The sequence below is a fragment of the Streptomyces sp. NPDC029138 genome, assembly GCF_055564375.1.
In genome coordinates, this window is the sequence record NZ_JBVHWM010000105.1 from 1 (window position 1) to 23,468 (window position 23,468).

Annotated in this window: 19 protein-coding genes and 1 pseudogene; 8 read left to right on the forward strand and 12 right to left on the reverse strand. The window is 72.9% G+C overall.

What is annotated here, in order from left to right; all coding sequences use genetic code 11:
• Nucleotides 1-107: 107 nt before the first annotated feature.
• The 4 genes from ACZ4WH_RS41790 to ACZ4WH_RS41805 all read right to left on the reverse strand — a co-directional run bounded on the left by ACZ4WH_RS41790 (nt 108) and on the right by ACZ4WH_RS41805 (nt 5,319).
• On the reverse strand, nt 108-1,550 hold the full coding sequence (locus ACZ4WH_RS41790) for a GH1 family beta-glucosidase (RefSeq protein WP_468190901.1): 1,443 nt from the start codon (nt 1,548-1,550) through the stop codon (nt 108-110).
• 260 nt (nt 1,551-1,810) lie between these two features.
• Entirely contained in the window at nt 1,811-2,731 is a 921-nt protein-coding gene (locus ACZ4WH_RS41795) for a carbohydrate ABC transporter permease (protein WP_468190903.1), read from the reverse strand.
• 14 nt (nt 2,732-2,745) lie between these two features.
• A complete protein-coding gene (locus ACZ4WH_RS41800) occupies nt 2,746-3,738 on the reverse strand; it encodes a carbohydrate ABC transporter permease (protein ID WP_468190906.1) in 993 nt (330 codons plus the stop codon).
• A 264-nt stretch (nt 3,739-4,002) separates the two neighbouring features.
• The gene (locus tag ACZ4WH_RS41805) at nt 4,003-5,319 is read right to left on the reverse strand and encodes an ABC transporter substrate-binding protein (RefSeq protein WP_468190909.1); all 1,317 of its coding nucleotides are present in this window, start codon (nt 5,317-5,319) and stop codon (nt 4,003-4,005) included.
• Nucleotides 5,320-5,811: 492 nt separating this feature from the next.
• Between ACZ4WH_RS41805 and ACZ4WH_RS41810 the strand changes: the two genes are divergently transcribed.
• Together ACZ4WH_RS41810 and ACZ4WH_RS41815 are read left to right on the forward strand one after the other, a co-directional pair.
• The gene (locus ACZ4WH_RS41810) at nt 5,812-6,861 is read left to right on the forward strand and encodes a LacI family DNA-binding transcriptional regulator (protein WP_468190912.1); all 1,050 of its coding nucleotides are present in this window, start codon (nt 5,812-5,814) and stop codon (nt 6,859-6,861) included.
• A gap of 604 nt (nt 6,862-7,465) precedes the next feature.
• Nucleotides 7,466-8,893: a GH1 family beta-glucosidase gene (locus ACZ4WH_RS41815; RefSeq protein WP_468190915.1), complete on the forward strand. Its 1,428-nt coding sequence runs from the start codon at nt 7,466-7,468 to the stop codon at nt 8,891-8,893.
• A gap of 331 nt (nt 8,894-9,224) precedes the next feature.
• Here ACZ4WH_RS41815 and ACZ4WH_RS41820 read toward each other — a convergent pair whose 3' ends face one another.
• The 3 genes from ACZ4WH_RS41820 to ACZ4WH_RS41830 form a co-directional block, all read right to left on the reverse strand.
• Complete coding sequence (locus tag ACZ4WH_RS41820; protein ID WP_468190917.1) at nt 9,225-10,658, reverse strand: glycoside hydrolase family 18 protein; 1,434 nt, start codon at nt 10,656-10,658, stop codon at nt 9,225-9,227.
• Between the two features lie 110 nt (nt 10,659-10,768).
• Nucleotides 10,769-12,172: a sensor histidine kinase gene (locus ACZ4WH_RS41825; RefSeq protein ID WP_468190920.1), complete on the reverse strand. Its 1,404-nt coding sequence runs from the start codon at nt 12,170-12,172 to the stop codon at nt 10,769-10,771.
• A complete protein-coding gene (locus ACZ4WH_RS41830; protein WP_468190923.1) occupies nt 12,172-12,888 on the reverse strand; it encodes a response regulator transcription factor in 717 nt (238 codons plus the stop codon). Before ACZ4WH_RS41830 ends, ACZ4WH_RS41825 begins: the two co-directional genes overlap by 1 nt.
• Before the next feature lie 99 nt (nt 12,889-12,987).
• Here ACZ4WH_RS41830 and ACZ4WH_RS41835 point away from each other — a divergent pair, with 99 nt between their 5' ends.
• Nucleotides 12,988-13,512, forward strand: a complete 525-nt coding sequence (locus ACZ4WH_RS41835; RefSeq protein WP_468190926.1) for a hypothetical protein — start codon at nt 12,988-12,990, stop codon at nt 13,510-13,512.
• Nucleotides 13,513-13,527: 15 nt separating this feature from the next.
• Here ACZ4WH_RS41835 and ACZ4WH_RS41840 read toward each other — a convergent pair whose 3' ends face one another.
• From ACZ4WH_RS41840 to ACZ4WH_RS41850, 3 genes are all read right to left on the reverse strand, one after another.
• Entirely contained in the window at nt 13,528-13,758 is a 231-nt protein-coding gene (locus tag ACZ4WH_RS41840; protein ID WP_468190928.1) for a hypothetical protein, read from the reverse strand.
• Between the two features lie 84 nt (nt 13,759-13,842).
• A complete protein-coding gene (locus tag ACZ4WH_RS41845) occupies nt 13,843-14,712 on the reverse strand; it encodes a spermidine synthase (RefSeq protein WP_468190931.1) in 870 nt (289 codons plus the stop codon).
• A gap of 240 nt (nt 14,713-14,952) precedes the next feature.
• Complete coding sequence (locus ACZ4WH_RS41850; protein ID WP_468190933.1) at nt 14,953-15,363, reverse strand: hypothetical protein; 411 nt, start codon at nt 15,361-15,363, stop codon at nt 14,953-14,955.
• Between the two features lie 266 nt (nt 15,364-15,629).
• Here ACZ4WH_RS41850 and ACZ4WH_RS41855 point away from each other — a divergent pair, with 266 nt between their 5' ends.
• Nucleotides 15,630-17,123, forward strand: coding sequence for a hypothetical protein (locus ACZ4WH_RS41855; RefSeq protein WP_468190936.1), 1,494 nt, complete (start codon nt 15,630-15,632; stop codon nt 17,121-17,123).
• A 163-nt stretch (nt 17,124-17,286) separates the two neighbouring features.
• Here ACZ4WH_RS41855 and ACZ4WH_RS41860 read toward each other — a convergent pair whose 3' ends face one another.
• Nucleotides 17,287-17,883, reverse strand: a complete 597-nt coding sequence (locus ACZ4WH_RS41860; RefSeq protein WP_468190939.1) for a histidine phosphatase family protein — start codon at nt 17,881-17,883, stop codon at nt 17,287-17,289.
• 240 nt (nt 17,884-18,123) lie between these two features.
• Here ACZ4WH_RS41860 and ACZ4WH_RS41865 point away from each other — a divergent pair, with 240 nt between their 5' ends.
• From ACZ4WH_RS41865 to ACZ4WH_RS41880, 4 genes are read left to right on the forward strand one after another with little or no spacing between them, the layout of a single operon-like run.
• Nucleotides 18,124-19,068: a phosphatase PAP2 family protein gene (locus ACZ4WH_RS41865; protein ID WP_468190942.1), complete on the forward strand. Its 945-nt coding sequence runs from the start codon at nt 18,124-18,126 to the stop codon at nt 19,066-19,068.
• Nucleotide 19,069: 1 nt separating this feature from the next.
• Nucleotides 19,070-20,224, forward strand: a complete 1,155-nt coding sequence (locus tag ACZ4WH_RS41870; RefSeq protein ID WP_468190949.1) for a hypothetical protein — start codon at nt 19,070-19,072, stop codon at nt 20,222-20,224.
• Nucleotides 20,215-21,804, forward strand: coding sequence for a hypothetical protein (locus ACZ4WH_RS41875; protein WP_468190944.1), 1,590 nt, complete (start codon nt 20,215-20,217; stop codon nt 21,802-21,804). The genes ACZ4WH_RS41870 and ACZ4WH_RS41875 overlap by 10 nt, the downstream gene beginning before the upstream one ends.
• Nucleotides 21,801-23,138: an AAA domain-containing protein gene (locus ACZ4WH_RS41880; protein WP_468190947.1), complete on the forward strand. Its 1,338-nt coding sequence runs from the start codon at nt 21,801-21,803 to the stop codon at nt 23,136-23,138. Before ACZ4WH_RS41875 ends, ACZ4WH_RS41880 begins: the two co-directional genes overlap by 4 nt.
• A gap of 165 nt (nt 23,139-23,303) precedes the next feature.
• Here the strand turns inward: ACZ4WH_RS41880 and ACZ4WH_RS41885 are convergent.
• Nucleotides 23,304-23,468, reverse strand: a pseudogene (locus ACZ4WH_RS41885) (IS5/IS1182 family transposase); the annotation flags it as partial.

Consider the following 23,468-nt stretch of genomic DNA (forward strand, 5'->3'; position numbering starts at 1 on the left):
GCTCGCTCCCTTTCCCGCCCCCCCTCCCCCCCCCCCCCCCCCCCGCCCCCCGCCCCCCCCCCCCCCCCCCCCCCCCCCCCCCCCCCCCCCCCCCCGCCTGGCGTCGGTCAGGCGGGCAGGGCGTTGTTCCGGATCACCTCGGCGTACCAGTGGGCGCTGGCCTTGGGGATGCGGCGCTGGGTGGGGTAGTCGACGTAGACGGCGCCGAAACGCTTCGAATAGCCGTAGGACCACTCGAAGTTGTCCAGCAGCGACCACAGGAAGTAGCCCCGCACGTCGGCGCCGTCGGCGATGGCACGGCGGACGGCGTCCAGGTGGGAGTGGAGGTAGGCGATCCGCTGCGGGTCGTTGACCCGTCCCTCCGGGGAGACGTAGTCGTCGAAGGCGGCGCCGTTCTCGGTGACCATCAGCGGCAGCCGCGGGTGCGAGGCCGCCAGTCCGGTCAGCAGGGTGTGCAGCCCGCTCGCGTCGATGGCCCAGTTCATCGCGGTCAGCTCGTCGTTGGCCAGGTGGAAGGCGACGTTCTCCGAGCCGGTCCACGGCGAGTGGTCGCTCGCGCCGTGGCCGTCGTTGCGGGTGCTGGCGGCTCCGTCGGCGGGCAGGGAGACGACGGTCGGCGAGTAGTAGTTGACGCCGAGCACGTCGATGGGCCGGGAGATCTCCGCCAGGTCCCCCTCGTGCACCAGCTGTCCCCAGTCGACCAGGTGCGCGGTGTCGGCCAGCAGGTCCTCGGGGTAGGCGCCGTCCAGGAGGGGGCCGGTGAAGATCCGGTTGCCGACCGCGTCGATGCGGCGCGCGGCCTCGGCGTCGCCGGGGCTGTCGGTGAGCGGGCGCACCTGGTGCAGGTTCAGGGTGATCGAGGTCTGCGCGGACGCCGGCAGGGCGGCACGCAGCGCGCCGACGGCCCGGCCGTGGGCCAGGTTCAGGTGGTGCGCGGCGCGCAGGGTGGCGGCCGGCTCGGTCCGTCCCGGCGCGTGCACGCCGGAACCGTAGCCCAGGAACGCCGAGCACCAGGGTTCGTTGAGGGTGGTCCACATCCCGACCCGGTCGCCGAGGGCGCGGGCCATGATGTCGGCGTAGTCGGCGAAGCGGTGGGCGGTGTCGCGGTGCGGCCAGCCGCCCACGTCCTCCAGCTCCTGCGGCAGGTCCCAGTGGTAGAGGGTGGCGACGGGCGTGATGCCCGCCTCCAGCAGTTCGTCGGTGAGGCGGCGGTAGAAGTCCAGGCCGCGTTCGACGGCGGGTCCGCGGCCGGTGGGCTGGACCCGGGACCAGGAGATGGAGAACCGGTACGCCTTGAGGCCCAGGTCCTTCATCAGGGCGACGTCGTCGCGGTACCGGTGGTAGTGGTCGGCGGCGATGTCGCCGGTGTCGCCGTTGCGCACCTTGCCGGGGGTGTGGCTGAAGGTGTCCCAGATGGAGGGGGTGCGGCCGTCCTCGGCGGCGGCGCCCTCCACCTGGTAGGCGGCGGTGGCGGCACCCCAGACGAAGCCGGTCGGGAAGGAGGTGTCCGAGGCCGGCTGGGCCGTGGTCTCGGGTCGTACGGCGGTCATGGTGAGAACGCTCCCAAAGGGGGTGAGAAACGGACGACGGACGGCGGTCCGGCGGTGCGGGAGTAAGAGGAGGAGGGCGGGCGGGGTGCGCGGGCACGGGCGCGACCGGGTGGCGCCCGGTCCGGTACGGCCCGCTGCGGGGCGGCCTGTGCGGGCGGTACCGGACCGGACACGAGGGCGGGCCGGCGGGACGTGGCGCACACCGGCCACCGGGGGCGGGGCCGGCACCGTGACGGCCGGCCCCGCGGCACTGACGGGGCTCAGCCCTTGACGGCGCCCGCCATGATCCCTCCGACGATCTGCTTGCCGAAGACGACGAAGACCAGCAGCAGCGGCAGGGTGCTGATCAGCGCTCCGGCCATGACGATGCTCTGGTCGGGGGTGTAGGAGGCGCTGAGCTGGCCGAGCGCCACCTGGATGGTGGGGTTCTCCTGGTTCAGCGCGAGGAAGGGCCAGAAGAAGTCGTTCCAGGCCTGGACGAAGGTGAGCATGCCCAGCACCATCATCGCGGGCCGGGCCACGGGCAGCACCACGCTCCACACGATGCGGAAGTTGCTCGCCCCGTCGACCTTGGCCGCCTCGATCAGTTCGTACGGCAGGGCCTCGATCAGGTACTGGCGCATGAAGAAGACGCCGAAGGCGCCGACCAGGGTCGGGAAGATCACCGACTCCAGCTTTCCGCCCCACCCGATGTCCGACATCATCATGAACAGCGGGACGACGCTGAGCTGGGGCGGAATCGTCAGTGTGGCGATCACCGCGGTCATCAGCACACCACGGCCGCGGAAGCGCATCTTGGCGAAGGCGTAGCCGGCGAGGGTGCAGAAGAACAGGGTGGCGACGGTGATGCAGCCGGCCACGATGACGCTGTTGACGATGGCCTTGCCCAGGTGGGCCTGGTCCCAGGCCGCCTGGAGGTTGCTCCACAGTCTGCCGCCCGGCACGAGCGGCGGCGGGCTGTCCAGGACCCGCTGCTGGTCGTGCGAGGCGGCCACCAGGGTCCAGTACAGCGGGAAGATCGAGCCGAGGCCGACGACGACGAGGGCGACGTAGGTGAACGGACCGCCTCTGAGCTGCTGGCCGGCTCCCATCTTGAAGCGGGCACGGCCCTTTCCGGGGGCGGTGGGAAGCGGTGCCGGGCCGAGGTCCGGCGCGGTCGTGGTGGGACTGGTCGTGGTCATCGATGTCGCTCCCGTCAGGCCGCGCTCTTGCGCACGAACCGGCCGACGATCCAGTTGATCAGGGCGATGAGCAGCAGCAGGACGAGCATGGCCCAGGCCACGGCCGCCGCCGGACCCAAATGGCCCAGCTTCCAGCCGTAGTTGAAGAGGTAGATGCTGAGCGTCTCGTACTGGTGCTCGCTGCCGCCGATCGAGCCGAGCGTGCCGCCCTGGAGCAGCAGCGGCTCACCGAACAGCTGCATCGAGCCGATGGTGGAGATCACGATGGTGAACAGGATCGTGGGCCGCAGCGAGGGGATGGTCACCTTGCGGAACTGCTGCCAGCGGCTCGCTCCGTCGATCGAGGCGGCTTCGTACAGGTCGGTGGGGACCGCCTGCATGGCCGCCAGGTAGATGAGGGCGTTGTAGCCGGTCCACCGCCAGATGATGATGACCGAGATGGCGATCTTGGAGGTCCACTCCCCGTTGCCCCAGTCGATGTTCCCGGCGCCGAAGAAGTGCAGCACCCAGTTGAGGATGCCGCCGTCGGCGCGGAAGACCAGCGCGAAGACCAGGGCGGCCGTGGCCACCGAGGTGGCGTACGGGGTGAGGATGACGGTCCGCCAGAAGGTGCTGGCGCGCAGCTTGTAGTTGAGCAGATGGGCCAGGCCCAGCGCCACGAGCAGCTGCGGGACGGTGGATATGACACCGATGATGAAGGTGTTGGTGACGGCCGTCCAGAACTCGGAGTCCTGGAGGATCTTGGCGAAGTTGTCCCAGCCGACCCACTGGGACTGGTCCAGGCTCGTCATCTCCACCCGGTGCAGGGCGATCCAGCCCGTGTACAGGAGTGGGTAGAGCCCGAAGGCGCCGAAGATCAGGAAGAAGGGGGCGATGTAGGCGTACGGCGAGGCCTTGTCGTCGAAGCGCCACAGCCGGGTGCGCCACGTGCCGCGTCCGTTCGACGCGGCACCGGTGCCGCCGGGTGGCGGGGTGTAGGCGCCCCGGGCGGGGGTTGTCGTTGCCACGGAGGGAGTCCTTCCCTGGAGGTTTCGGCCGGGTGGGGCGGGAGGCGCGTTCGGGGACCGGGGTCGGTCCGCCCCTCCCCGCGCGGATCGGTACGGTGGCGAACGGCCCACGCCGCGGCCTGACGTGCGTGTGAGGCGGAGCCCGGCCGTCGGCTGCCGGGTCCCGCCGGGTGGTGCCGCGGGCGGTGCCCGCCGTCGGGCACCGCTCACGTGGTCGAGCGCGGGTGGGTGCGGGCGGCCGGTGGGCCCCCGCACCCGGCACGGCTAGCCGAGCGCCTTGTCGATCGACTCGGTCGCGGCCTTCCACGCGTCGGCGGGCTTGGTGCCCCGCTGCTCCATGTTGTTGATCTGCGTGGAGATCGTGTCCTTGATCACGCCGTCCTTCGCGCCGAGGACCGCCTCGGGGATGGACTTGGCCTCCTCGGCGTAGATCTGGCCGATGGGGGCGTCGCTGAAGTACGGCAGCTTGGCGTTCTTCACGTCGGCCAGCTCATAGGCGCCCTTGTTGGACGGGAAGACACCGATCGCCTTGAACACGGCGGCCTGCTGCTCCGGGGCGGTCAGCCACTTGACCAGCTCCGTGGCCTCCTTGACGTGCTTGCCGCTCTTCGGGACGGCGAGGAAGGAGCCGCCCCAGTTGGCCGCGGTCGTACCGGGGGCGCGGGAGATGTCCCACTTGCCCTTGAAGGAGTCGCCGGAGTTGATGGAGATCTGGCCGGCCATCCAGGCGGGGCAGGCCACGGTGGCCACGGTGCCCTTGCGCAGCGCCGCGTTCCAGGCGTCGGTGAACTGGGGCAGGCCCTGGCTCAGCTTCTTGGCGGCGGCCTCGGCGGCCAGGTCCCAGCCCTGCTGCACGGACTGGCTGTCCTTGTAGGCCGGCTTGCCGTCGGCGTCGTAGTACTGCTCGGAGGAGGAGCTGACGACCGCGTTGTACATGGCGGACGCGGAGTCCATGAAGTAGGTGCCGGAGGGCGCCTTCTTCTTGTACTGCTCACCGAGCTTGAGGTAGTCCTCCCAGCCGCCGGCGACGGCCTTGGCGACGGCCTCGCGGTCGGTGGGCAGGCCCGCCTTCTCGAAGAGGTCCTTGCGGTAGCACAGGGACATGGGGCCGATGTCGGTGCCGGCGCCGATCACCGTGCCGTCCTTGGCGGTGGCCTGCTTCTCCTTCCAGGACACCCAGTCGTTCACGTTGATCGTCTTGCTGAGGTCGGCGAACTTGCCCGACTGGGTGTCGACGACCTCCTTGATGCGCCCGACTTCGATGCCGGTGACGTCCGCGAGGCCGCTGCCCGTGTTCAGCTGCTGAAGGAGCTTCGGGTAGTAGTCCTGCTCGTTGGCGGTGGTCTCTTCCTTGACCGTGATCTTCGGGTGCAGCTCGTGGTACTTGGCGAACAGGCCGGCCTCCTTGTAGCCGAACTGCCCGAAGTCGGCCACGGTGAGGGTGATGTTCCCGTTGGCGTCCGAGCTGTCCGAGTCGTCACTGCTGCAACCGGTCAGCAGCAGCGCGGAGGCCGTCAGGACCGTCGTGGCCAGCGTCGCTGCTCTGCGGCCGTGACCACCGCCGGTACGGGTGATGCGCATTCCACTACTCCTTGTTCCAGTGGGCAACGGGACCTCAGGAATCGGACCGCCGGACCCGGCGGTCCGGACCTGCCCTCTCGGTTCGAGCAGCGGCTAGCCAACAGCACGTGGAGTGCGGTGGAAAGGTGCTGGTCAACGGTGTGCCATGCAAGGTAGAGGGGAAGGCCATGGGTGGTTCGATCCGAACGGAAGAGAGCCCCGGTCGCCCTGTGGGACCGCTCCCACGCGGCATGCCGGAAGACTCGTTGGTGCCAGGCCGAGTGTCAAGACTTGAAGACGGCGTTGTTGCCTAAGCGTGTTCCGCGCGTCACGTGAACGTGTCGCGCGGCACGGCGCAACCTGCCCGTCATCCGGCTGTTCCGTACAGCGTCGGGGCAGGTCATCGGCGGGTCAATCCCCGCTTCCGGCCAACCGCGCCCGCCTGCGGGCCGGTTGCCGGATTCTCTGGGTCAGAATGAAGCGCCCCCGCACCGGAACGCCGGAAGGTGAACGATGAGCCCTGCCGAACAGCCGCAGCCGCACAGGACCGCGGACGTCCGGCGCCCGACCCTGAACGCCGTGGCCGCCCGCGCCGGCGTGGGCCGCGGCACGGTCTCCCGGGTGATCAACGGCTCCCCGAAGGTCAGCGCACACTCCCGGGCGGCCGTCGAACAGGCCATCGCGGAACTCGGCTACGTCCCCAACCGCGCCGCCCGTTCGCTGGCCACGCGGCGCACGGACGCGGTGGCGCTGGTCGTGCCCGACGCCGAGAACCGGCTCTTCTCCGAACCGTACTTCTCGGGGATCATCCGGGGCGTGTCCGCCGGGCTCGCGGGCGCCGGGATGCAGTTGCTGCTGGTCCTCACCGGCAACGAGAAGGAGCACGGCCGGCTCGCGGGCTACCTGGCCGCCCAACGGGTGGACGGCGTCCTGATGATGGCGGTCCACGGCGACGACACCCTGCCCGACCAACTGGAGGAGCTGGCCGTGCCGACCGTGCTGGCCGGGCGGCGCAGCGAACGGGAGCGGCTGGGCCATGTCCGCGCGGACAACCGGGGCGGCGCCCGGCTCGCCGTCCGGCATCTGCTGGCAGGTGGCCGCCGGTCCATCGGCACCATCACGGGCCCGCTGGACATGGATGTGGCGCGGGCGCGGCTCGACGGTTACCGGGAGGCGCTGCGCGAGGCCGGGGTCACCGTCGAGGAGGACCTGATCGCGGCCGGCGACTTCACCGAGGAGGGCGGACGCGTGGCCATGCGGGAACTGCTGCGCCGGCACCCGGGTCTGGACGCCGTCTTCGCCGCCTCCGACGTGATGGCCTCCGGCGCGGTGCTGGAACTGCGCGCGGCGGGGCGCCGGGTGCCGGACGACGTGGCGCTGATCGGCTTCGACGACTCGATCGTGGCCCGGCACATCGATCCGCCGCTGACCAGCGTCCGTCAGCCGCTGGAGGAGATGGGCCGCACGATGGCGAGCCTCCTGCTGGAGGAGATCGCCCACCGCGGCACCGGCCAGCGGGCAGTGGTGCTGCCGACGGAACTGGTGGTGCGCGCGTCGGCCTGAGAGGTCGAGGGTCGGCCTGAGAGGTCGCGCGTCGCCTCAGAAGTCGCGTGACGGCCTGACAGGTCGCGCAGCGTCGGCCTGAGAAGTCGGGGGCCGGCCTCAAAAGTCCGGCGTCGGCCTCAGAAGTGGTGCGGCGGCCTGAGAGGTCGCGCAGCGTCGGCCTGAGAAGTCGCGTGGCGGCCTGAGAAGTCGCGGGTCGGCGTCAGAAAAGTCCCGCGTCGGCCGCAGAAGTCCCGGGTCGGCCCCAGAAGTCGCACGGCGGCCTGACAGGTCGCGCGGTGTCGGCCTGAAAAGTCGGGGTCGGCCTGAGAGGTCGCGCGTCGCCTCAGAAGTCGCGCGGCGGCCCCAGAAGTCGTCCGGCGGCCTGAGAGGTCGCCCGGCGGCGCAGAAGTCCCGCGTCGCCCCGAGAAGCCACAGGTCAGCCCCAGAAGTCACGCGTCGCGCCGCAAAGTCGGGGGTCGGCCTCGGAAGTCCCGCGTCGGCCGCAGAAGTCCCGCGTCGGTCTCCGAAAGCGTTCCCGTGGCACATCGGTCGGCGTTGCCCTCTTTCGCCGTGGGAGCGCTCCCATGCATAATGCGTGCACTCGACCCATGGGAGAGCCTTCATGCCCGAACCGACGACCGTGGCCTTTCCTCCCGCCTTCCTCTGGGGCGCCGCGACCTCGGCGTACCAGATCGAGGGGGCGGTACGGGAGGACGGCCGCACCCCCTCGATCTGGGACACCTTCAGCCATACACCGGGCAGGACGGCCGGCGGCGAGACCGGGGACACCGCCGTCGACCACTACCACCGCTACCGCGACGACGTCGCGCTCATGGCGGAGCTGGGCCTGACCGCGTACCGCTTCTCCGTCTCCTGGTCCCGGGTGCAGCCCACGGGCCGGGGGCCGGCGGTCCAGCGGGGCCTGGACTTCTACCGCCGCCTGGTCGACGAGCTGCTGGGGCGGGGCATCACCCCGGCGCTCACCCTCTACCACTGGGACCTGCCGCAGGAGCTGGAGGACGCGGGCGGCTGGCCGGAGCGGGACACCGCGTTCCGGTTCGCCGAGTACGCGCAGCTCGTCGGCGAGGCGCTGGGCGACCGGGTGGAGCAGTGGATCACCCTCAACGAGCCGTGGTGCAGCGCCTTCCTGGGCTACGCCTCCGGAGTGCACGCCCCCGGCCGGACCGACCCGGCGGCCTCACTGCGCGCGGCCCACCATCTGAACCTGGGACACGGGCTGGCCGTCTCGGCCCTCCGCGCGGCGATGCCGGCCCGCAACCGGATCGCGATCAGCCTCAACTCCGCCGTCGTCCGGCCCGTTTCCCAGGAGCCGGCCGACCTGGCCGCGGCCCGCCGGATCGACGACCTGGCCAACGGCGTGTTCCACGGGCCGGTACTGCACGGGGCGTACCCGTCGTCGCTCTTCGACGCCACGCGCTCGGTGACCGACTGGTCGTACGTCCTGGACGGCGACGTCCGCACCATCAACGCCCCGCTGGACGCGCTGGGCCTGAACTACTACACCCCGGCGTTGGTCTCGGCCGCGTCCGACGGCGTCGCGGGGCCCCGGGCGGACGGCCACGGCACCAGCGACCACTCCCCCTGGCCCGGCGCCGACGACGTCGTCTTCCACCAGACCCCCGGCGACCGCACGGAGATGGGCTGGACGATCGATCCGACGGGCCTGTACGACCTGCTCATGCGCTACACGCGCGAGGCGCCCGGCCTCCCCCTCCACGTCACCGAGAACGGCGCGGCCTACGACGACAAGCCCGACCCCGACGGCCGCGTGCACGACCCCGAGCGCATCGCCTACCTGCACAGCCATCTGTCGGAGGTGCGCCACGCCATCGCCGACGGCGCCGATGTGCGCGGCTACTACCTGTGGTCCCTGATGGACAACTTCGAGTGGGCGTACGGCTACGGCAAGCGGTTCGGCGCCGTGTACGTGGACTACGCCACGCTGGAGCGGACGCCGAAGTCGAGCGCGCGGTGGTACGGGGAGGCGGCTCGGACGGGGGTGCTGCCGCCGGTGGCTCAGGGGGCGTGAGCGTGATGGGTCGGGCCGAGCGGGTGCGGGGACGGCCGGATCGGCACCGACCGGACCCGCCCGCCTACGCCGAGCGGCGGCACCGACCGCGCCGCTCCTCGTAGGACCACCGGCTCTCAGGGCAGGGCCGCGGCGGGTACGGGTGACTTGGCTCGGAGACGGACCGCGTCCTGGCATTCTCCGTCGGGGTACGACGGCGGGGGCATCGTAGCGACGCGATTCCCGGCGGAACCAGGGTGATTCCGCCGTTGTGACGGCTGGGGTGATCGGGGCGGGGACCGGCGAGAGTGATCCGCCGGGCCCCTTGTCCGGTCGTCGGTAGTTCGCGCGACTACTTGTACGCCCCGAACGCCTTCGAAAAGGCGAAGGGGGCCTGGGTGAGGGAGCTGCACGTGGCGTCGGCGGTGGGCTTGGTGCCGCCGGCGCACTGCTTGTCGCGGGTCGCGGACCACATCGACAGCCAGCCGAGGCCCTTGGACCGGGCGAAGTTCACCAGCTGGGTGGCGTCGTCGACCTTGAAGACCTCGGAGGAGACGTCGTTGACGCCGATCATGGGGGTGACGGCGACGGCCTTCCAGGCGGCGGAGTCGGACAGGCCCAGCACGCTCTTGACCTGGGCCTGGGTGGCGGTCGCGGCCTGCTCGGCGTAGGTGCCCATGTCGCCGCTGTACGAGGCGCCGTAGTCCATCGCCATGATGTTGACGGTGTCGATCTTCACGCCGTTGGACTTGGCGTTGGCGAGGAGGTTCACGCCGTCCTGGGTGAGGCCCTCGGGCATCACCGGGAGGGTGAAGGAGACGTCCAGGTCCGGGTGCTGGGCCTGGAGCTTGGCGATGGCCTGGGCACGGCGGGTGTTGGCGGCGGTGTTCGGCAGCGCGCCGCCCTCGACGTCGAAGTCGACCTTGGTCAGCTTGAACGCGTCGACCGCCTTGCCGTACGCCGCCGCCAGCGCGTCCGCGGAGGAGCAGGTGGTGGCCAGCTCGGAGCCGGAGGCACCGCCGAAGGAGACCCGGACGTCACCGCCCTTGGCGCGCAGGGCGCCGATCTGCGCGGCCACGGCGTCGCCGGTGAGGTCCGTGACCCCGCCCCACTTGGGGGTGCAGCCGCCGCCGTCGGTGAGGAAGGCGAGGTTGTAGTTCTTCACGCCGGTCGCGTCGGCGGCGCCGAGGAGGTCGAAGGCCGGGTAGAGGCTGGTGTCGACGTAGGGGGCGAAGCCGGCGGAGGCGGCGGTGCCGCTTCCGGTGCTGCCGGTGGGGGTGGGGGTCGCGCTCTGGGTGGGGGTCGGGGCCGGCGACTGCGTGGTCTGCGTCGGCCGGCCGCTCGGCTCGGGGGTGGCTCCGCCGTCCGCGGAACACTGCGCGTCGTCGATACGACAGCCCGTCGGGTCGCCGCTGCCGTTGACGACGAAGCCGACGGTCACCGACTTGCCGGGGGCCAGTCCGTCGGTGTCCCACGTGGCCGGCTTCACGGTGACGTGCTGACCGCTGACGCTCGACTCCCCGTTCCACAGGGAGCTGAGCTTGGCGCCCGCCGGGAGGTCGAACTCCAGCGTCCAGGTCTTCTCGGCCTGGCCGGTGTTGTTGGTGACGACGTACTGCGCGGTGTAGCCCGTGGACCAGTCGCTGGTCTTGGTGTACGCGGCGTTCACACCGGCCGCGTTGGCGGTTCCGGTGAGCAGGACCGCGCCGCCGCCGATCACGGCCGCGGCCACCAGGCCGCCTATCGCCTTGTTCCTGCCACTGATCCTGCGCCGGTGCGTGCTCATGCGCGTGCCTGCCTTCGCTGTTCACGGGGGTGAGGTGCGGCAGCACGCTAGCGATCAGGAAAGGGGCAAACCGCCTGTTCGGGGCGCCCGTCGCAGACCTTAGGGTTCGCTTAAGGAAGCGATCGGGGACGGTTAAAGGTGGAGACCAATTTGCCCGATCGGCGTCTGCGTACGGCCCCCCGCTGTCTGCGCCCCACCGGCTTCCGCGCGTCCAGCTGGAACCAGATCCGCACCTCGGTGCCGCCCAGCACCGAGGCGCCGATGCGGACGTCACCGCCGGTGGACTCGGCGAGCCGCCGGACGATGTCCAGGCCGAGCCCGGTCGACCCGGCGTGCCCCGAGCCCCGGCCACGGGCCATCGCCGCCTCGGGGTCGGGTATGCCGGGGCCCGCGTCGGAGACGAGCACGATCACCGCGTCCTCGCCGTTGTGCACGTCGACCGCGAAGGCCGTGCCCTCGGCGGTGTGCCGGAAGACGTTGCCGAGCAGGGCGTCGAGCGCGGCGGCCAGGTCGGCGCGGGCCACGGGTACGCGCACCGGCCGGTCGACGCCGGCCACCCGCCACTTGCGGCCCTCGTCCTCCGCGAGCGCGGACCAGAACTCCATGCGCTCCCGGACCACTTCGGCCGCGTCACAGCCGGCGCCGGGTCCGGCGGCGGCCGTCTGCGGCTTGGCCTCGCGGGCCGTGCGGATGATGGTGTCGACCTCGCGCTCCAGCTGGGCGACGGCGGCCCGGGTCTGCTCGGCGGCCGGTCCGGCGCCGAGGGAGGCCGCGTTCAGCCGGAGGACGGTGAGCGGGGTGCGCAGCCGGTGCGAGAGGTCGGCGGCCAGCTCCCGCTCGTTGGCGAGGAGTTGGACGACCTGGTCGGCCATGGAGTTGAACGCGACGGCGGCGAGCCGGAGTTCGGTCGGGCCGTCCTCCGGCACCCGGGCGCCCAACTTGCCCTCGCCCAGCTCGTGCGCGCCCTCGACGAGCCGCCGCGCGGGCCGCACCATGCGCACCCCGAGCCGGTCGGCGACCGCGACCGAGCCGACGACCAGCGCGAGACCGACGGCGGCGAGCACCGCCCAGGCCGTGCCGACGCCGTTGGTCACCTCGGACTCGGGGACGTACACCTCGACCACTGCTATCGCGCCGGAGCCGAGCGCCACCGGCTGGAGCAGGGTGGAGCCGCCGGGCACGGCCGTGGTGGAGGCGCGGCCGAGTCGCCGTACGGCCTCGATGTCGCGTCCCGCGGCGCGCTGCCGGCCGAGGTCGAGCGCGGCCTGGCCGCCCTCGGCGGGCAGGTGGACCGCCATCCCCGAGTCGGCGCCGGCCGAGGCCACCACCCGCTCCAACTGGTCCCGGTCGGTGGTGATGGACAGCGCGGGCGCGACCGCCGCCGCCTCCCGCTCGGCGTTGGAGAACGCGCGGTCACGGGCCATCTCCTTGACGACCAGGCCGAGCGGCACGGCGAACGCGACCACGACCATCGTGGTGACCGCCAGGCAGACCCTGACCAGAGCCCATCGCATCACGGGACCTGCCCGTCGGCCGAGGGGTCCGAGGGGGGTTCGAGCTTCACACCGACACCGCGCAGGGTGTGCAGATAGCGCGGCCGGGCGGCGGTCTCCCCCAGCTTGCGGCGCAGCCAGGACAGATGGACGTCGATGGTCTGGTCGTCGCCGTAGGACTGCTGCCAGACCTCGGCGAGGAGTTCCTTGCGCGGGACGACGACGCCTGGCCGGCCGGCCAGGAAGGCGAGCAGGTCGAACTCCCGGCGGGTGAGGTCGAGCCGGGTCCCGTCCAACTCGGCCTGGCGGCGCAGCGGGTCGACGGTCAGGCCGCCGACGCGGAGCACGGGCGAGGGCGGTGCCTCCCCGCCGCCGGAACGGGCGCGGCGCAGCACGGCCGCGATCCGGGCGGAGAGGTGTTCGACGGAGAACGGCTTGGTCAGATAGTCGTCCGCCCCGGCGTTCAACAGCCGGACGATCTCCGTCTCGTCGTCGCGGGCGGTGGCGATGATGACGGGCACGTCGGTGATGCCGCGCAGCATCTTCAGGGCCTCGGAGCCGTCCAGGTCGGGCAGTCCGAGGTCCAGGATGACCAGGTCGAAGCGGAAATGGGCGACCTCGCGCAGCGCCTCCAGTGCCGTACCGACGCTGCGCACGGTGTGTGCGGCGTCGGTCAGATGCCGGATGAGCGCCGAGCGTACGAACTGGTCGTCCTCGACCACGAGCACACTTGCCATGCGCCGCACCGTACGCCATGCGGACGACACCGGGCGGGAGCCTGTGGACAACTCGGGGCATGTGCGTACGGCGGTACCCCTGGGGCAGTATGGCCCGCGATGCGCAGAGGACTTGTACACGTACTGGCGTGGCTTCTCGCGACGGGAGCGGCGGTCACGCTGTCGTGGTGGGGTGTCCACACGGTGATGGCGGGGACGGCCTACGATCCGCCGCGCGCCCTTCCGGTCACGGCCGCCGACGCGGACGCCCGGGACGTGAAGTCCGCGTCCCGGGCGCCCACTCCGTCCCCGACCCCGTCGCGCGAGCGCCCGGCCCGGCCGACGCCGACGCCCGCGCGGACGCCGGCCCGCACACCGTCCCCGTCCCCGTCCCTGTCTCCGACCGCCTCCGCCACCGCGTCCGGCCGGGTCAGGTCCTACGACACCGACGGCGGCCGGGCGGTGTTCGACCTGGGCCCGGCCGACGCCACGCTCGTCTCGGCCACCCCGGGGGCGGGCTGGTCGATGCAGGTGTGGAAGACGGAGGGCTGGATCCGGGTGGAGTTCAGCCGGGGCGCGGACCGGGTGTCGGTGTTCTGCACCTGGCACGACGGGCCGCCGCGGGTGGAGGTGGGCACGTACTGACCCACCTCACGGTGGTCAGGGTGCGCAGACGACGTAGACGGTGCCGCTGGCGGCTCCGCCGGTCGCCGCCCAGCCGGACGGACAGGTGATCGTGGCGGAGCCGGAGAAGTACTTGGACCTGACGACGGGGTTGGTGATCGCGGCGTCGGCCGAGGACGAGGTGAACGAGTCGAACGCGACCAGGGCGAGGAGGACCGCGGCGATCCCGCCCAGGGTGTGGGCGGTCCGTCGGACAGCATCGCTCATGACGGATTCCCTCCGGTTGCTTCCGATGTGGTGAAGCACCAACGCGATTCCGGCGGTGACCGGTACGGGGCGCGGAGCGGGGTCCTAGCGGAACACCGAGGGCGGCGGGGCCGGGGAGGCCACCGCGGCATCGTCCGTCACGGGCACCGCGCCACCGGTGAAGTCGGTGAGCTGCCTGCCGTGTTCGACCCGGCCGGGGTGCGGGTCGGAGGCGGCGCGACGGGTGAGTTCGGGAAGCGGCAGGGGGAGGTCGGAGGCGACGAGGATCGCGTTGCCGAAGCGCTTGCCACGCAGCACGGCCGCGTCGGCGATCAGCGCGAGTTCGCCGAACCGGGCGGCGGCGGTGGCGATCTGGCCGCGCAGATGCGTGAGCGGCGGGCCGTCGGCGAGGTTGGCCGCGTAGACACCGGAGGGCTTCAGCGCGCGCCGGACCTCGTCCAGGAACTCGGTGGAGGTGAGGTGGGCGGGGGTGCGGGCGCCGCTGAAGACATCGGCGACGACCAGGTCGGCCCAGCCGTCCGGCACCTTGGCGAGCCCCGCGCGGGCGTCGGTGGCCCGCACCCGGATGCGCGCGCCCGGGTCCAGCGGCAGCTCACGGCGGACGAGCCGCACCAGGCTCGCGTCCCGCTCCACGACCTGCTGGGTGGAGCGGGGCCGGGTCGCGGCGACGTACCGCGCGAGGGTGAGCGCGCCGCCGCCGAGGTGCACGGCGTGCACGGGCCTGCCGGGCGGGGCGGTGAGGTCGATGACATGGCCGAGGCGGCGCTGGTACTCGAAGGACAGATACGCCGGGTCGTCCAGGTCGACGTGCGACTGGGGCGCCCCGTCGATCAGCAACGTCCAGGCCCGGGCGCGGTCCGGGTCGGGCACGAGCTGCGCGAGCCCGCCGTCGACCGGCTCCTCGACCGCCGCGACGGCGGCCGACCTGCGCCGTGTGTTCCTGGACCTGCCCATCCCCCTATTTTCGCAGCCACCCCGGGGACACGCGTCACCGGCGGGCGCCTTCGGCGGACAGGTGCCGCGGGGCAGGGTGCCACCGGCGCGGACAGATGCCACAACGGGTGTCACTGGCACGGAAGAGATGCCACAGCTGGGCGTCACTGGCACGGGCAAATGCCACAGAACGGGCGTCACCGGTGCGGACAGATGCCACAGACGGCTGTCACCGGTGCGGACAGTGGCCGCGGACTCGTGTCACCGGCAGTTGTCGGCCGCCTCGATCAGGCGGGCCGCCTCGCCGAGGGCGTGGCGCAGGACCGCCGGGTCGGTGGCGAGGTCGGCCTCGCCGGGTGGCAGCAGCCAGTCGGAGCCCTCCACCGGCGGCTCGGGGTTCAGCCGCAGCCCGCGCCCGTCGGTCTCGGTGCAGGTGCTGCCCGGCACGTCCCAGCCGGCGGCCGTACCGGCCGGCACCAGGAAGCCCAGGGTGCCGCAGCCGTCGTCGTGCAGCACGGGCCCGACCGCGTCCGCGGCCCCCCGCCGCAGAATGTCGACCGCCTCCAGCCCCTGCCGGGTCGGTACCGTCACAAGGTCGCATCTCGCGTCACCTCCCGCGCACGCGGACGACGACGGCGACGTACAAGGATCGTTGCTCTGGCTGGTCTCCATGCCGACCTCCACCACACAGCCCTGTTGCGGTCCATGGAGTCCAACGCGCGAGCGCGTCAACGGCAACGGCACAAGTGCGCCGCAAAGGATGGCACTTCATGGCAGATCGTGTATGAGATATCCGGTTTGTAGCTAAACACCGCGTGGCGGGTCCTTCACAGCAGGTACGTTCATGCCCGCCGGAACCAGAGCGTCACACGGGCAACTCATCCCGGAATCGCCCGGGTCCCGGCGTGGTTCGACGGTTCGCACGAGAGGACCCGGCCATGGCGTCGTCAACCGTGACCTCGTCACAGCCCGAACGGCCACCACGGCCGAACCTCGCCTTCCGGCACCTGCGCGGCCGGCGCTCACCGGCGGAGTTCGCGGCGCTGGTACGGCGGGCCGCGCGTGAGATCGGTGAGCGGGTGAGCTGTGACGCGCGCTACATCGGCCGGGTCGAGGCGGGCGAGATCCGCTGCCCCAACTACGCGTACGAACGGGTGTTCCTGCACATGTTTCCCGGCCGCACGCTCACCGACCTCGGCTTCGCGCCCCGCTCGTCAGTCCGCGGACGCGCGGCGCGTACGGCGACGGAGACGGCCCCCGCGGAGCCGGTGCCCGGTGAGTCCGGCGGGGCTCCGGAGCCGTATGAGTCCTCCGAGACCGGTGCCCCCCGCGCCGCGCGGGACCCGCACGAACCGCACCAGCCGTACGAACCGCACGAACTGTATGCGAAAGACCCCCTGAACCACGAGGAGAGCGACGTGCTGCGTCGCGCATTCATGACCGGCGGAGGCGCCACGGTGGCCGCCGCCACGCTGGCCCCGCTGGGGCTCACCACCGGCGCCACGGCGGCCGAACGGCCGCTGCGGCGCGCCGGCACCTCCGAGGCGGCGGCACTGGAGGAGGCCGTCCGCCGCATCCGGCTGCTCGACGACCGGCACGGCGCGGACGGCCTCTACCGGCGCGCGGCGGCTCCGCTGCGCGCGGCGTACGCGCTGCTCGACGCCGGCGCGACCCGGCAGACCACCGCCGACCGGCTGCACGCGGGCGCCGGTGAACTCGCCATCTCCGTCGGCTGGCTGGCCCATGACTCCGGCCGCTTCGACGACGCCCGCTCGCACTACGCGGAGGCGCTCGCCACCGCCCGCATGACCGGCGATCCGGCGCTGGAGGCACACGCCTTCTGCAACACCGCGTTCCTGGCCCGGGACGCCGGGCGCCCCCGGGAGGCGGTGCGGGCCGCGCAGGCCGCGCAGCGCGCCGCCCAGCCGCTCGGCTCCGACCGGCTGATGTCCCTGCTGGCGCTGCGCGAGGCGGGCGGCTGGGCGGGGCTCGCCGACCGCACCGGCTGCGCGCAGGCGCTGGCCCGGGCACACGCCCTGTTCGAGCGGGGCCGTTCGGACGCCGACCCCGAGTGGATGAGCTTCTACGGAGAGGCCGAACTGGAGGGGCTGGAGGCGCAGTGCTGGTCCACGCTCGGCGACTGGCGGCGGGCGTCCCGGCACGCACGGCGGGCGGCGCGTCTACAGGATCCGCACTTCACGCGGAACATCGCGCTCTACACGGCGGAACTGGCCGACGACCTCGCCCGTGAGGGGCGTCCCGACGAGGCGGCGGAGGCCGGGTTGCGGGTGCTGGCACTGCTGGACCAGGTCCAGTCGTCCCGCATCCAGACGATGCTGGCGGGGACGGCGCGGGTGCTGTTGCCGCACCGGCGGGCGTCGGGGGTGTCGGAGTTCCTGGACCGCCACGCGTCCGTCCCCCGGCGGGCGTAGGGGCTGTCCGGTTCGGGGTGGGGGCCGGCGCAGTCGTCGGGCTGCGGGTGTGTGGAGGCCGGCGCAGTCGTCGGGCTGCGGGTGCCTGGTGGCCGGTCGCGCCCACGCGGCGGAGCCGGACATCGCCACAGCCCCGCGCCCCTTCGCGGCGCGGGCCACCCTCTCAGCCCGCCAGATGGCCCAGGTCGTTCCAGCTCTCGATCGCCGGTTCCCCGTACGCCCAGCCCAATATGGACAGCGACGTGGGATTCAGTCGTATCCGTGCCGCGAAATCCAGCGGCAGTCCCAGCCATCGCGCCCCGATCGACCGCAGTATGTGCCCGTGGGCGAAGACCAGGACGTCACGGTCGGCCGAACGGGCCCAGGAGACCACCTCGTCCGCGCGCGCGGTGACGTCGGCGATGGTCTCGCCCTCCGGGACCCCGTCCCGCCAGATCAGCCAACCGGGCCGCACGGCGTGGATCTCGGCCGGGGTCATGCCCTCGTACGCGCCGTAGTCCCACTCCATCAGCGTGTCCCACACCGTGGCACGGTCCGCGAAGCCCGCCAGTTCGCACGTCTCACGCGCGCGTGACAGCGGACTGGTCCGCACCTCCACGCCCGCCAGCCCGTCCAGCGGAGCGCGGTGCAGCCGCTCGCCGAGCAGCTTGGCCCCGCGCCGGCCCTCCTCCAGCAGCGGCACATCGGTCCGGCCGGTGTGCTTGCCGGACAGCGACCATGCCGTCTGTCCGTGCCGGGCCAGCAGAATGCGCGGTGCCATGGGACCTCTCCGAAGAACAAGCGGATGCACAACAAGGGGACGCACGACGTGTGGGTGCGGTCACTCCATCATCGCGCACCCCACTCCCAGGCAACCCGCCGGGCGATCTCGGCGTCTTCGAGGGCTGACACCCACCGAGCGTGATCCGAGCGCCCGTCATGGGGCGGAGTAGGGACACCGTAAAGTGGCACGGTCGCCCGCCGGGGCGCGGCCGCACAGCAGAAGGGGGAGGGCGATCGGATGCCGCAGACCGAGACACCGGGCACCGAGGTGGCCCCGCGACCCCGGCTGCGCTGGTGGACCGAGCTGCCGCTGATCCTGCTGGTCTACGGCTGCTACTCGGCCGGCCGGCTCCTCGCTCGCGGTGACGTCACGAGCGCCGTCGACCACGGCCTGGCGATCCTGCGCGTCGAGAAGGCCCTGCACCTGAACGCCGAGCACCCGCTGAACCGGCTGTTCACGCGCGAGGCCTGGCTCGGGGTGCCGGCCGACTTCTGGTACGCCTCGCTGCACTACCTGGTCACGCCCGTGCTCCTGGTGTGGCTGTTCCGCGCGCGTGCCCCTCACTACCGGGCGGCCCGCACCTGGCTGATGACGTCCACGTTCATCGGTCTGATCGGCTTCACCCTGCTGCCGACCTGCCCGCCCCGCCTGCTCTCCGCCGGCCACGGCTTCGTGGACACGATGGCGCAGTACAGCACGTACGGCTGGTGGGGCGGCGAGGCCAGCGCCCCGCGCGGCATGGGCGGCATGACCAACCAGTACGCGGCGATGCCGAGCCTGCACGTGGGCTGGGCGCTGTGGTGCGGTGTGATGCTGTGGCGCCACGGCGGCACGCGCCTGACGAAGGTCCTCGGTGTCGTCTACCCGCTGGTGACCGCGCTCGTGGTCATGGGCACCGCCAACCACTACTTCCTGGACGCGGTCGCGGGCGTGGTCGTGATGGGCGTCGGCCTGCTGCTGGCACCGCTGGTCCTGCGGGCCGCGGACCTGGCCCGGACCCGGCTGCCGCGTCGTACCGCACCGGTCACGGGCGCCACGGGTTCCCCGATTGTCAGTGCCGGATGCCAGACTTCGGCGGGTGAGCGAATTCCACGGCAGCGCGAGTCGCGGCTCGACCCCGCGCCCGGACCGGACGCCTCCCCCAGCGACGCGGGCGAAGGGGCTCCGGCACCGGCTCGCTGAGCTGCGCGGTCCCGACGTACCGGCCAAGGCCCTGGACGCCCGCGCCCTCGCGGCGCTCGCCTCGAACCCGGGCTGCTCCCGGCGGGCGATCCTGGACGGCGCCGGGGTGGACAAGGCCCGGCTGGCCGGCGCGCTGGGCGCCCCGGCCGGTTTCGGGCAGTCGCAGTTCGCGCTGACGCGCGGCAACGCGTTCGAGGCGAAGGTGAAGGCCGACGGCGGCGCCGAGCTGCTCCGGCTGGTGCACGCCCGGCTGGACCCCGGCGCCGAACCGCCCGCCGCGGCGGCCGTACCCGACCTGACCGCGCACGGCCCCGAGGGGCGTACGGCCCGTACGGCGCTGGCGCTGCGCGAGGCCACGCGGGCCGGCGGCTGGACGCTGCTGGACCATCCGATGCTCGCCCTGGACGTGGCCGGTTCGCTCGCCTTCCTGGAGCCGGACGCGGTCGTGGTGCACCCGGACGGCAGCTGGTCCGTGGTGGAGATCAAGTCCTTCCCGATGGTGGACGGCGCAGCCGACCCCGCGAAGGTGGGCGCGGCGGCCCGCCAGGCGGCGGTGTACGTGCTCGCGCTGGAGGAGGTCGCGAACCGTCTCGGCGGGGAGCCGGAGGGGCGGGGCCGAGAGAGCGCCCCGGTGCCGCGAGTGCACCACCGGGTGCTGCTGGTGTGCCCGAAGGACTTCTCCAACCTGCCCGCGGGCTCCGCCGTGGACGTCCGCAAGCAGCGCGCGGTCACCGCCCGCCAGCTGGCCCGGCTCACCCGCATCGAGGAGATCGCCGAAACGCTGCCCGAGGGCACGTGCTTCGCGCCCGACCGGCCCGCCGATGAGCTGACGGCCGCCGTGGAGGCGGTGCCGGCGACGTACGCGCCCGAGTGCCTGTCGGCCTGCGAGCTGGCCTTCCACTGCCGGGAGCGGGCCCGCGCGGCCGGCGCGGTCACCCGCCTCGGCCGGCCGCTGCGGGCCGAACTGGGCGGTCTGGCCACGGTCGAGGAGGTCCTGGCGGCGGCGCACGGCGAGAGCGGCGACCCGGACGACCCGGCGGTGGCCGCCCTGCGCCGGGCGGCGGCCCTGCGTGAGGAGGCGCTGCGGGAGGCCCGGGAGGCGGTCCAGCGCGCGGAGGCGCTGCCGGAGGCGCGGGAGGCGGTCCCGTGTCCCTGATCACCGCCCTCGCCCGGCTGGAAGCCGTCGGCACGGGCCGGGCGCAGCCCGCCGCGACCGTCCGGCACCGGCATCTGTCCGACCACCCCCTGGTGTTCGTGCCGCTCACCACGGCCGGTGAGACCGGTGCCCCGCTCGGCGCGCTGGTCGGCACCGACCGGGACGCGCCGCGGCTGCTGGTCGTACCGCAGCCCCGCGACCGCGATCTGCGCTTCACGTTCCTCGCCGACCTGGCCGACGTCGTCCTGCCCTACGTCGACGCCTACGCCGATTCGGTCGAGGCGGCCGAGCGCACCGAGACCGACCCGGAGACCGGCAAGCGGGTCAAGGTGGCGGCCGAGCTGTGCGCGGACGCGCCCCAGCTGATCGTGCCGAGCCGCACGGGCCTGGACTTCGTACGGCTGCTGGGCCGCTCGATGCGGTTCCGGCGCACCGCCGAGCAGGACCCGGACGCGCCCTACCCGGCGCCGCCCCGGGTGCCGTTGCTCGGCCGCTGGCTGACCCATTACGGCGAGCGGGCCCGGGTCCCCGGCTCCTCGCTGCTGCTGGCCCTGACCGATGTGCTGTCCCGGCACTGGGCGACCGGCCAGTCGGGCCTGGAGGACGAGCACCTGGGCGCGCTGCTGGCCTGGATCGACCCTCCGGAGGGCCTGACCGGCGCCGAGGCCGCCCGCCGGGCCGAACTCGCCAGGGACGCCGACGGCCAGCTGCTGTGCCCGCCGGCCGGCCCCGCCACCGACCCGGCGTTCGACAACAAGCTGCTGGCCCCGGCGATCGAGCGCTACGACCGCGCGCGGACGGCCCTGGCCGCCGCCGAGGACCCCCTGGAGGCCGACGACCGGCTGGCCGCGCTCACCCGGGCCGAGCGGGAGATCCGCGACCTGGTCGAAAGCCGTACCCGGCCCACCTGGGACGCGGTGTGGCGGGGCCTGGACCTGCTGCGGGCCCTGCCGGAGGGCGCGCACGTGGAGGGGCGCTGGACCCGGGACCGCTGGTCGTTCACCGGGCACCGGGACCGGGTGCTGGCCGGTGAGCCCCCTCAGCCGCGCCGGGACGACGCGGTGACGGCGGCGAACAAGCTGGCCACGCGCGAGCGTGAGCAGGCCCGGCTGGAGGCGCAGGAGGCGCTGGACGACCCGCTGGTGATGGCGGGGCGGCGGCTGGCCGGGGAGGCGTTCGCGGGCGAGGTGACCGACGTCGTGATGGCGTACAGCGAGGGCAAGCGGCCGAGCCCGCGCCCGCTGGTGACGGTCCGCACGGAGGACCGGCCGCATCTGGCGGAGCGGGCGAGGGTGTACCGCTCGCTGGGCGGCAAGCCGCAGTCGGCGGAGTTCGTCGGTCAGGAGGCCGACGGTGTGCTGGTCCTGCGCGTCCTGGACAAGATGGGCCGTGGCAAGGAGCCGGAGCCCGGGTCGGTGCCGGAGAAGGGCGACCGAGTCTGCTTCACCCTCTTCGAGCACGAGCAGCGCGGCGGCGCGAAGCTGCCCGACCCGGAGGAGACCCCGTGGACGCACGGCGGCCCGCCGGGCGAGCCGGCACCGGAGGCCCCCGACACCGTGACCGAGGAGGACGTGCTGTGACGACCGTCGACTTCGAGCCCGGAGCCGCGGCCGGCCGCGCCACCGACGCGATCCTCCACGACACGCTGCACGGCACCGAGCGGAGCGTGGTGGTGGACTCACCGCCCGGCGCCGGCAAGTCGACGCTGGTCGTCCGCGCGGCTCTCGAACTCGCCGACGCCGGGCGCCCGCTGATGGTGGTGGCCCAGACGAACGCCCAGGTGGACGACCTGGTCCTGCGCCTGGCCGAGAAGAACCCGGACCTGCCCGTCGGCCGTCTGCACAGCAGCGACACCGACGCGTACGACTCGGCGCTGGACGCCTTGCCGCAGGTCCGCACGTCGGCGAGGGCGGCGGACCTGAACGGCCTGCCGGTGGTCCTCTCCACGGCCGCGAAGTGGGCGCACGTGAAGGTGGACGAGCCGTGGCGGCACGCGATCGTGGACGAGGCGTACCAGATGCGCTCCGACTCCCTGCTCGCCGTGGCCGGCCTGTTCGAACGGGCGCTGTTCGTGGGCGACCCGGGCCAGCTGGACCCCTTCTCCATCGTCGGCAGCGAGCAGTGGGCGGGCCTGTCGTACGACCCCTCGGCCTCGGCGGTCACCACTCTCCTGGCCCACAACCCCGGCCTCCCCCAGCACCGCCTGCCGGTCTCCTGGCGCCTGCCTGCCTCGGCGGCCCCCCTGGTCTCGGACGCCTTCTACCCGTACACCCCGTTCCGCAGCGGCACGTCCCACGGCGACCGCCGCCTGACCTTCGCCGTCCCCTCCGACGGCTCCGGCCCGGACCGGGTGATCGACGAGGCCGCGGAGTCCGGCTGGGGCCTGCTGGAACTGCCCGCCCGGCACACCCCGCGCACGGACCCGGAGGCGGTCCGTGCGGTGGCGACGGTGGTCCGCCGGCTGCTGGACAGAGGCGGCGCGGCCGTGTCGGAACGCGCCCCCGACCCCACCCCTCTCACCGCCGACCGCATCGCGGTGGGCACGGCCCACCGCGACCAGGCGGCGGCGGTCCGCGCGGCCCTGGCCGACCTCGGTGTCCCGGAGGTGACCGTCGACACGGCGAACCGCCTCCAGGGCCGCGAGTACGACGTCACGGTCGTCCTGCACCCGCTCTCCGGCCGCCCCGACGCCACCGCCTTCCACCTGGAGACGGGCCGCCTGTGCGTCCTGGCCTCCCGCCACCGCCACGCCTGCGTCATGATCTGCCGCGCCGGAGTGACCGACCTCCTGGACGACTACCCCTCCACGGAACCGGTCCAGCTCGGCACCCTGGTGAAGTTTCCGGATGGCTGGGAGGCGAACCACGCGGTCCTGTCCCACCTCAGGGAACACCGAGTGAGCTGGCGACCATGACCGCCACTCCCCCACCTGCCCAGCAGACGATCAGCACGGCACCACCCCACCCGCCGAAAGCGGCCATCAAAAACAGCCCCGACGGCTGGGAGGCGAACCACGCGGTCCTGTCCCACCTCAGGGAAACACCGGGTGAGCCGGCGGCCCTAGGCCGTTTCTTTCGGATCACCTCGCTGACCAGATGAATATGGCGGCGAGGTACAGGCCGGCGAGGTAGATGGTGGCGGTTTTGTCATAGCGGGTGGCCAGGCCGCGCCACTGTTTGAGCTTGTTGATGCAGCGCTCGACCGTGTTGCGTCGCTTGTAGGCGTCGCGGTCGAAGTCCGGTGG

Bases quoted from the DNA above. Each gene is read 5' to 3' on its own strand.
- ACZ4WH_RS41790 (WP_468190901.1), bottom strand. From the start codon at position 1,550: ATGACCGCCGTACGACCCGAGACCACGGCCCAGCCGGCCTCGGACACC.
- ACZ4WH_RS41795 (WP_468190903.1), bottom strand. From the start codon at position 2,731: ATGACCACGACCAGTCCCACCACGACCGCGCCGGACCTCGGCCCGGCA.
- ACZ4WH_RS41805 (WP_468190909.1), bottom strand. From the start codon at position 5,319: ATGCGCATCACCCGTACCGGCGGTGGTCACGGCCGCAGAGCAGCGACG.
- ACZ4WH_RS41810 (WP_468190912.1), top strand. From the start codon at position 5,812: ATGAGCCCTGCCGAACAGCCGCAGCCGCACAGGACCGCGGACGTCCGG.
- ACZ4WH_RS41815 (WP_468190915.1), top strand. From the start codon at position 7,466: ATGCCCGAACCGACGACCGTGGCCTTTCCTCCCGCCTTCCTCTGGGGC.
- ACZ4WH_RS41820 (WP_468190917.1), bottom strand. From the start codon at position 10,658: ATGAGCACGCACCGGCGCAGGATCAGTGGCAGGAACAAGGCGATAGGC.
- ACZ4WH_RS41825 (WP_468190920.1), bottom strand. From the start codon at position 12,172: ATGCGATGGGCTCTGGTCAGGGTCTGCCTGGCGGTCACCACGATGGTC.
- ACZ4WH_RS41830 (WP_468190923.1), bottom strand. From the start codon at position 12,888: ATGGCAAGTGTGCTCGTGGTCGAGGACGACCAGTTCGTACGCTCGGCG.
- ACZ4WH_RS41835 (WP_468190926.1), top strand. From the start codon at position 12,988: ATGCGCAGAGGACTTGTACACGTACTGGCGTGGCTTCTCGCGACGGGA.
- ACZ4WH_RS41840 (WP_468190928.1), bottom strand. From the start codon at position 13,758: ATGAGCGATGCTGTCCGACGGACCGCCCACACCCTGGGCGGGATCGCC.
- ACZ4WH_RS41845 (WP_468190931.1), bottom strand. From the start codon at position 14,712: ATGGGCAGGTCCAGGAACACACGGCGCAGGTCGGCCGCCGTCGCGGCG.
- ACZ4WH_RS41850 (WP_468190933.1), bottom strand. From the start codon at position 15,363: ATGGAGACCAGCCAGAGCAACGATCCTTGTACGTCGCCGTCGTCGTCC.
- ACZ4WH_RS41855 (WP_468190936.1), top strand. From the start codon at position 15,630: ATGGCGTCGTCAACCGTGACCTCGTCACAGCCCGAACGGCCACCACGG.
- ACZ4WH_RS41860 (WP_468190939.1), bottom strand. From the start codon at position 17,883: ATGGCACCGCGCATTCTGCTGGCCCGGCACGGACAGACGGCATGGTCG.
- ACZ4WH_RS41865 (WP_468190942.1), top strand. From the start codon at position 18,124: ATGCCGCAGACCGAGACACCGGGCACCGAGGTGGCCCCGCGACCCCGG.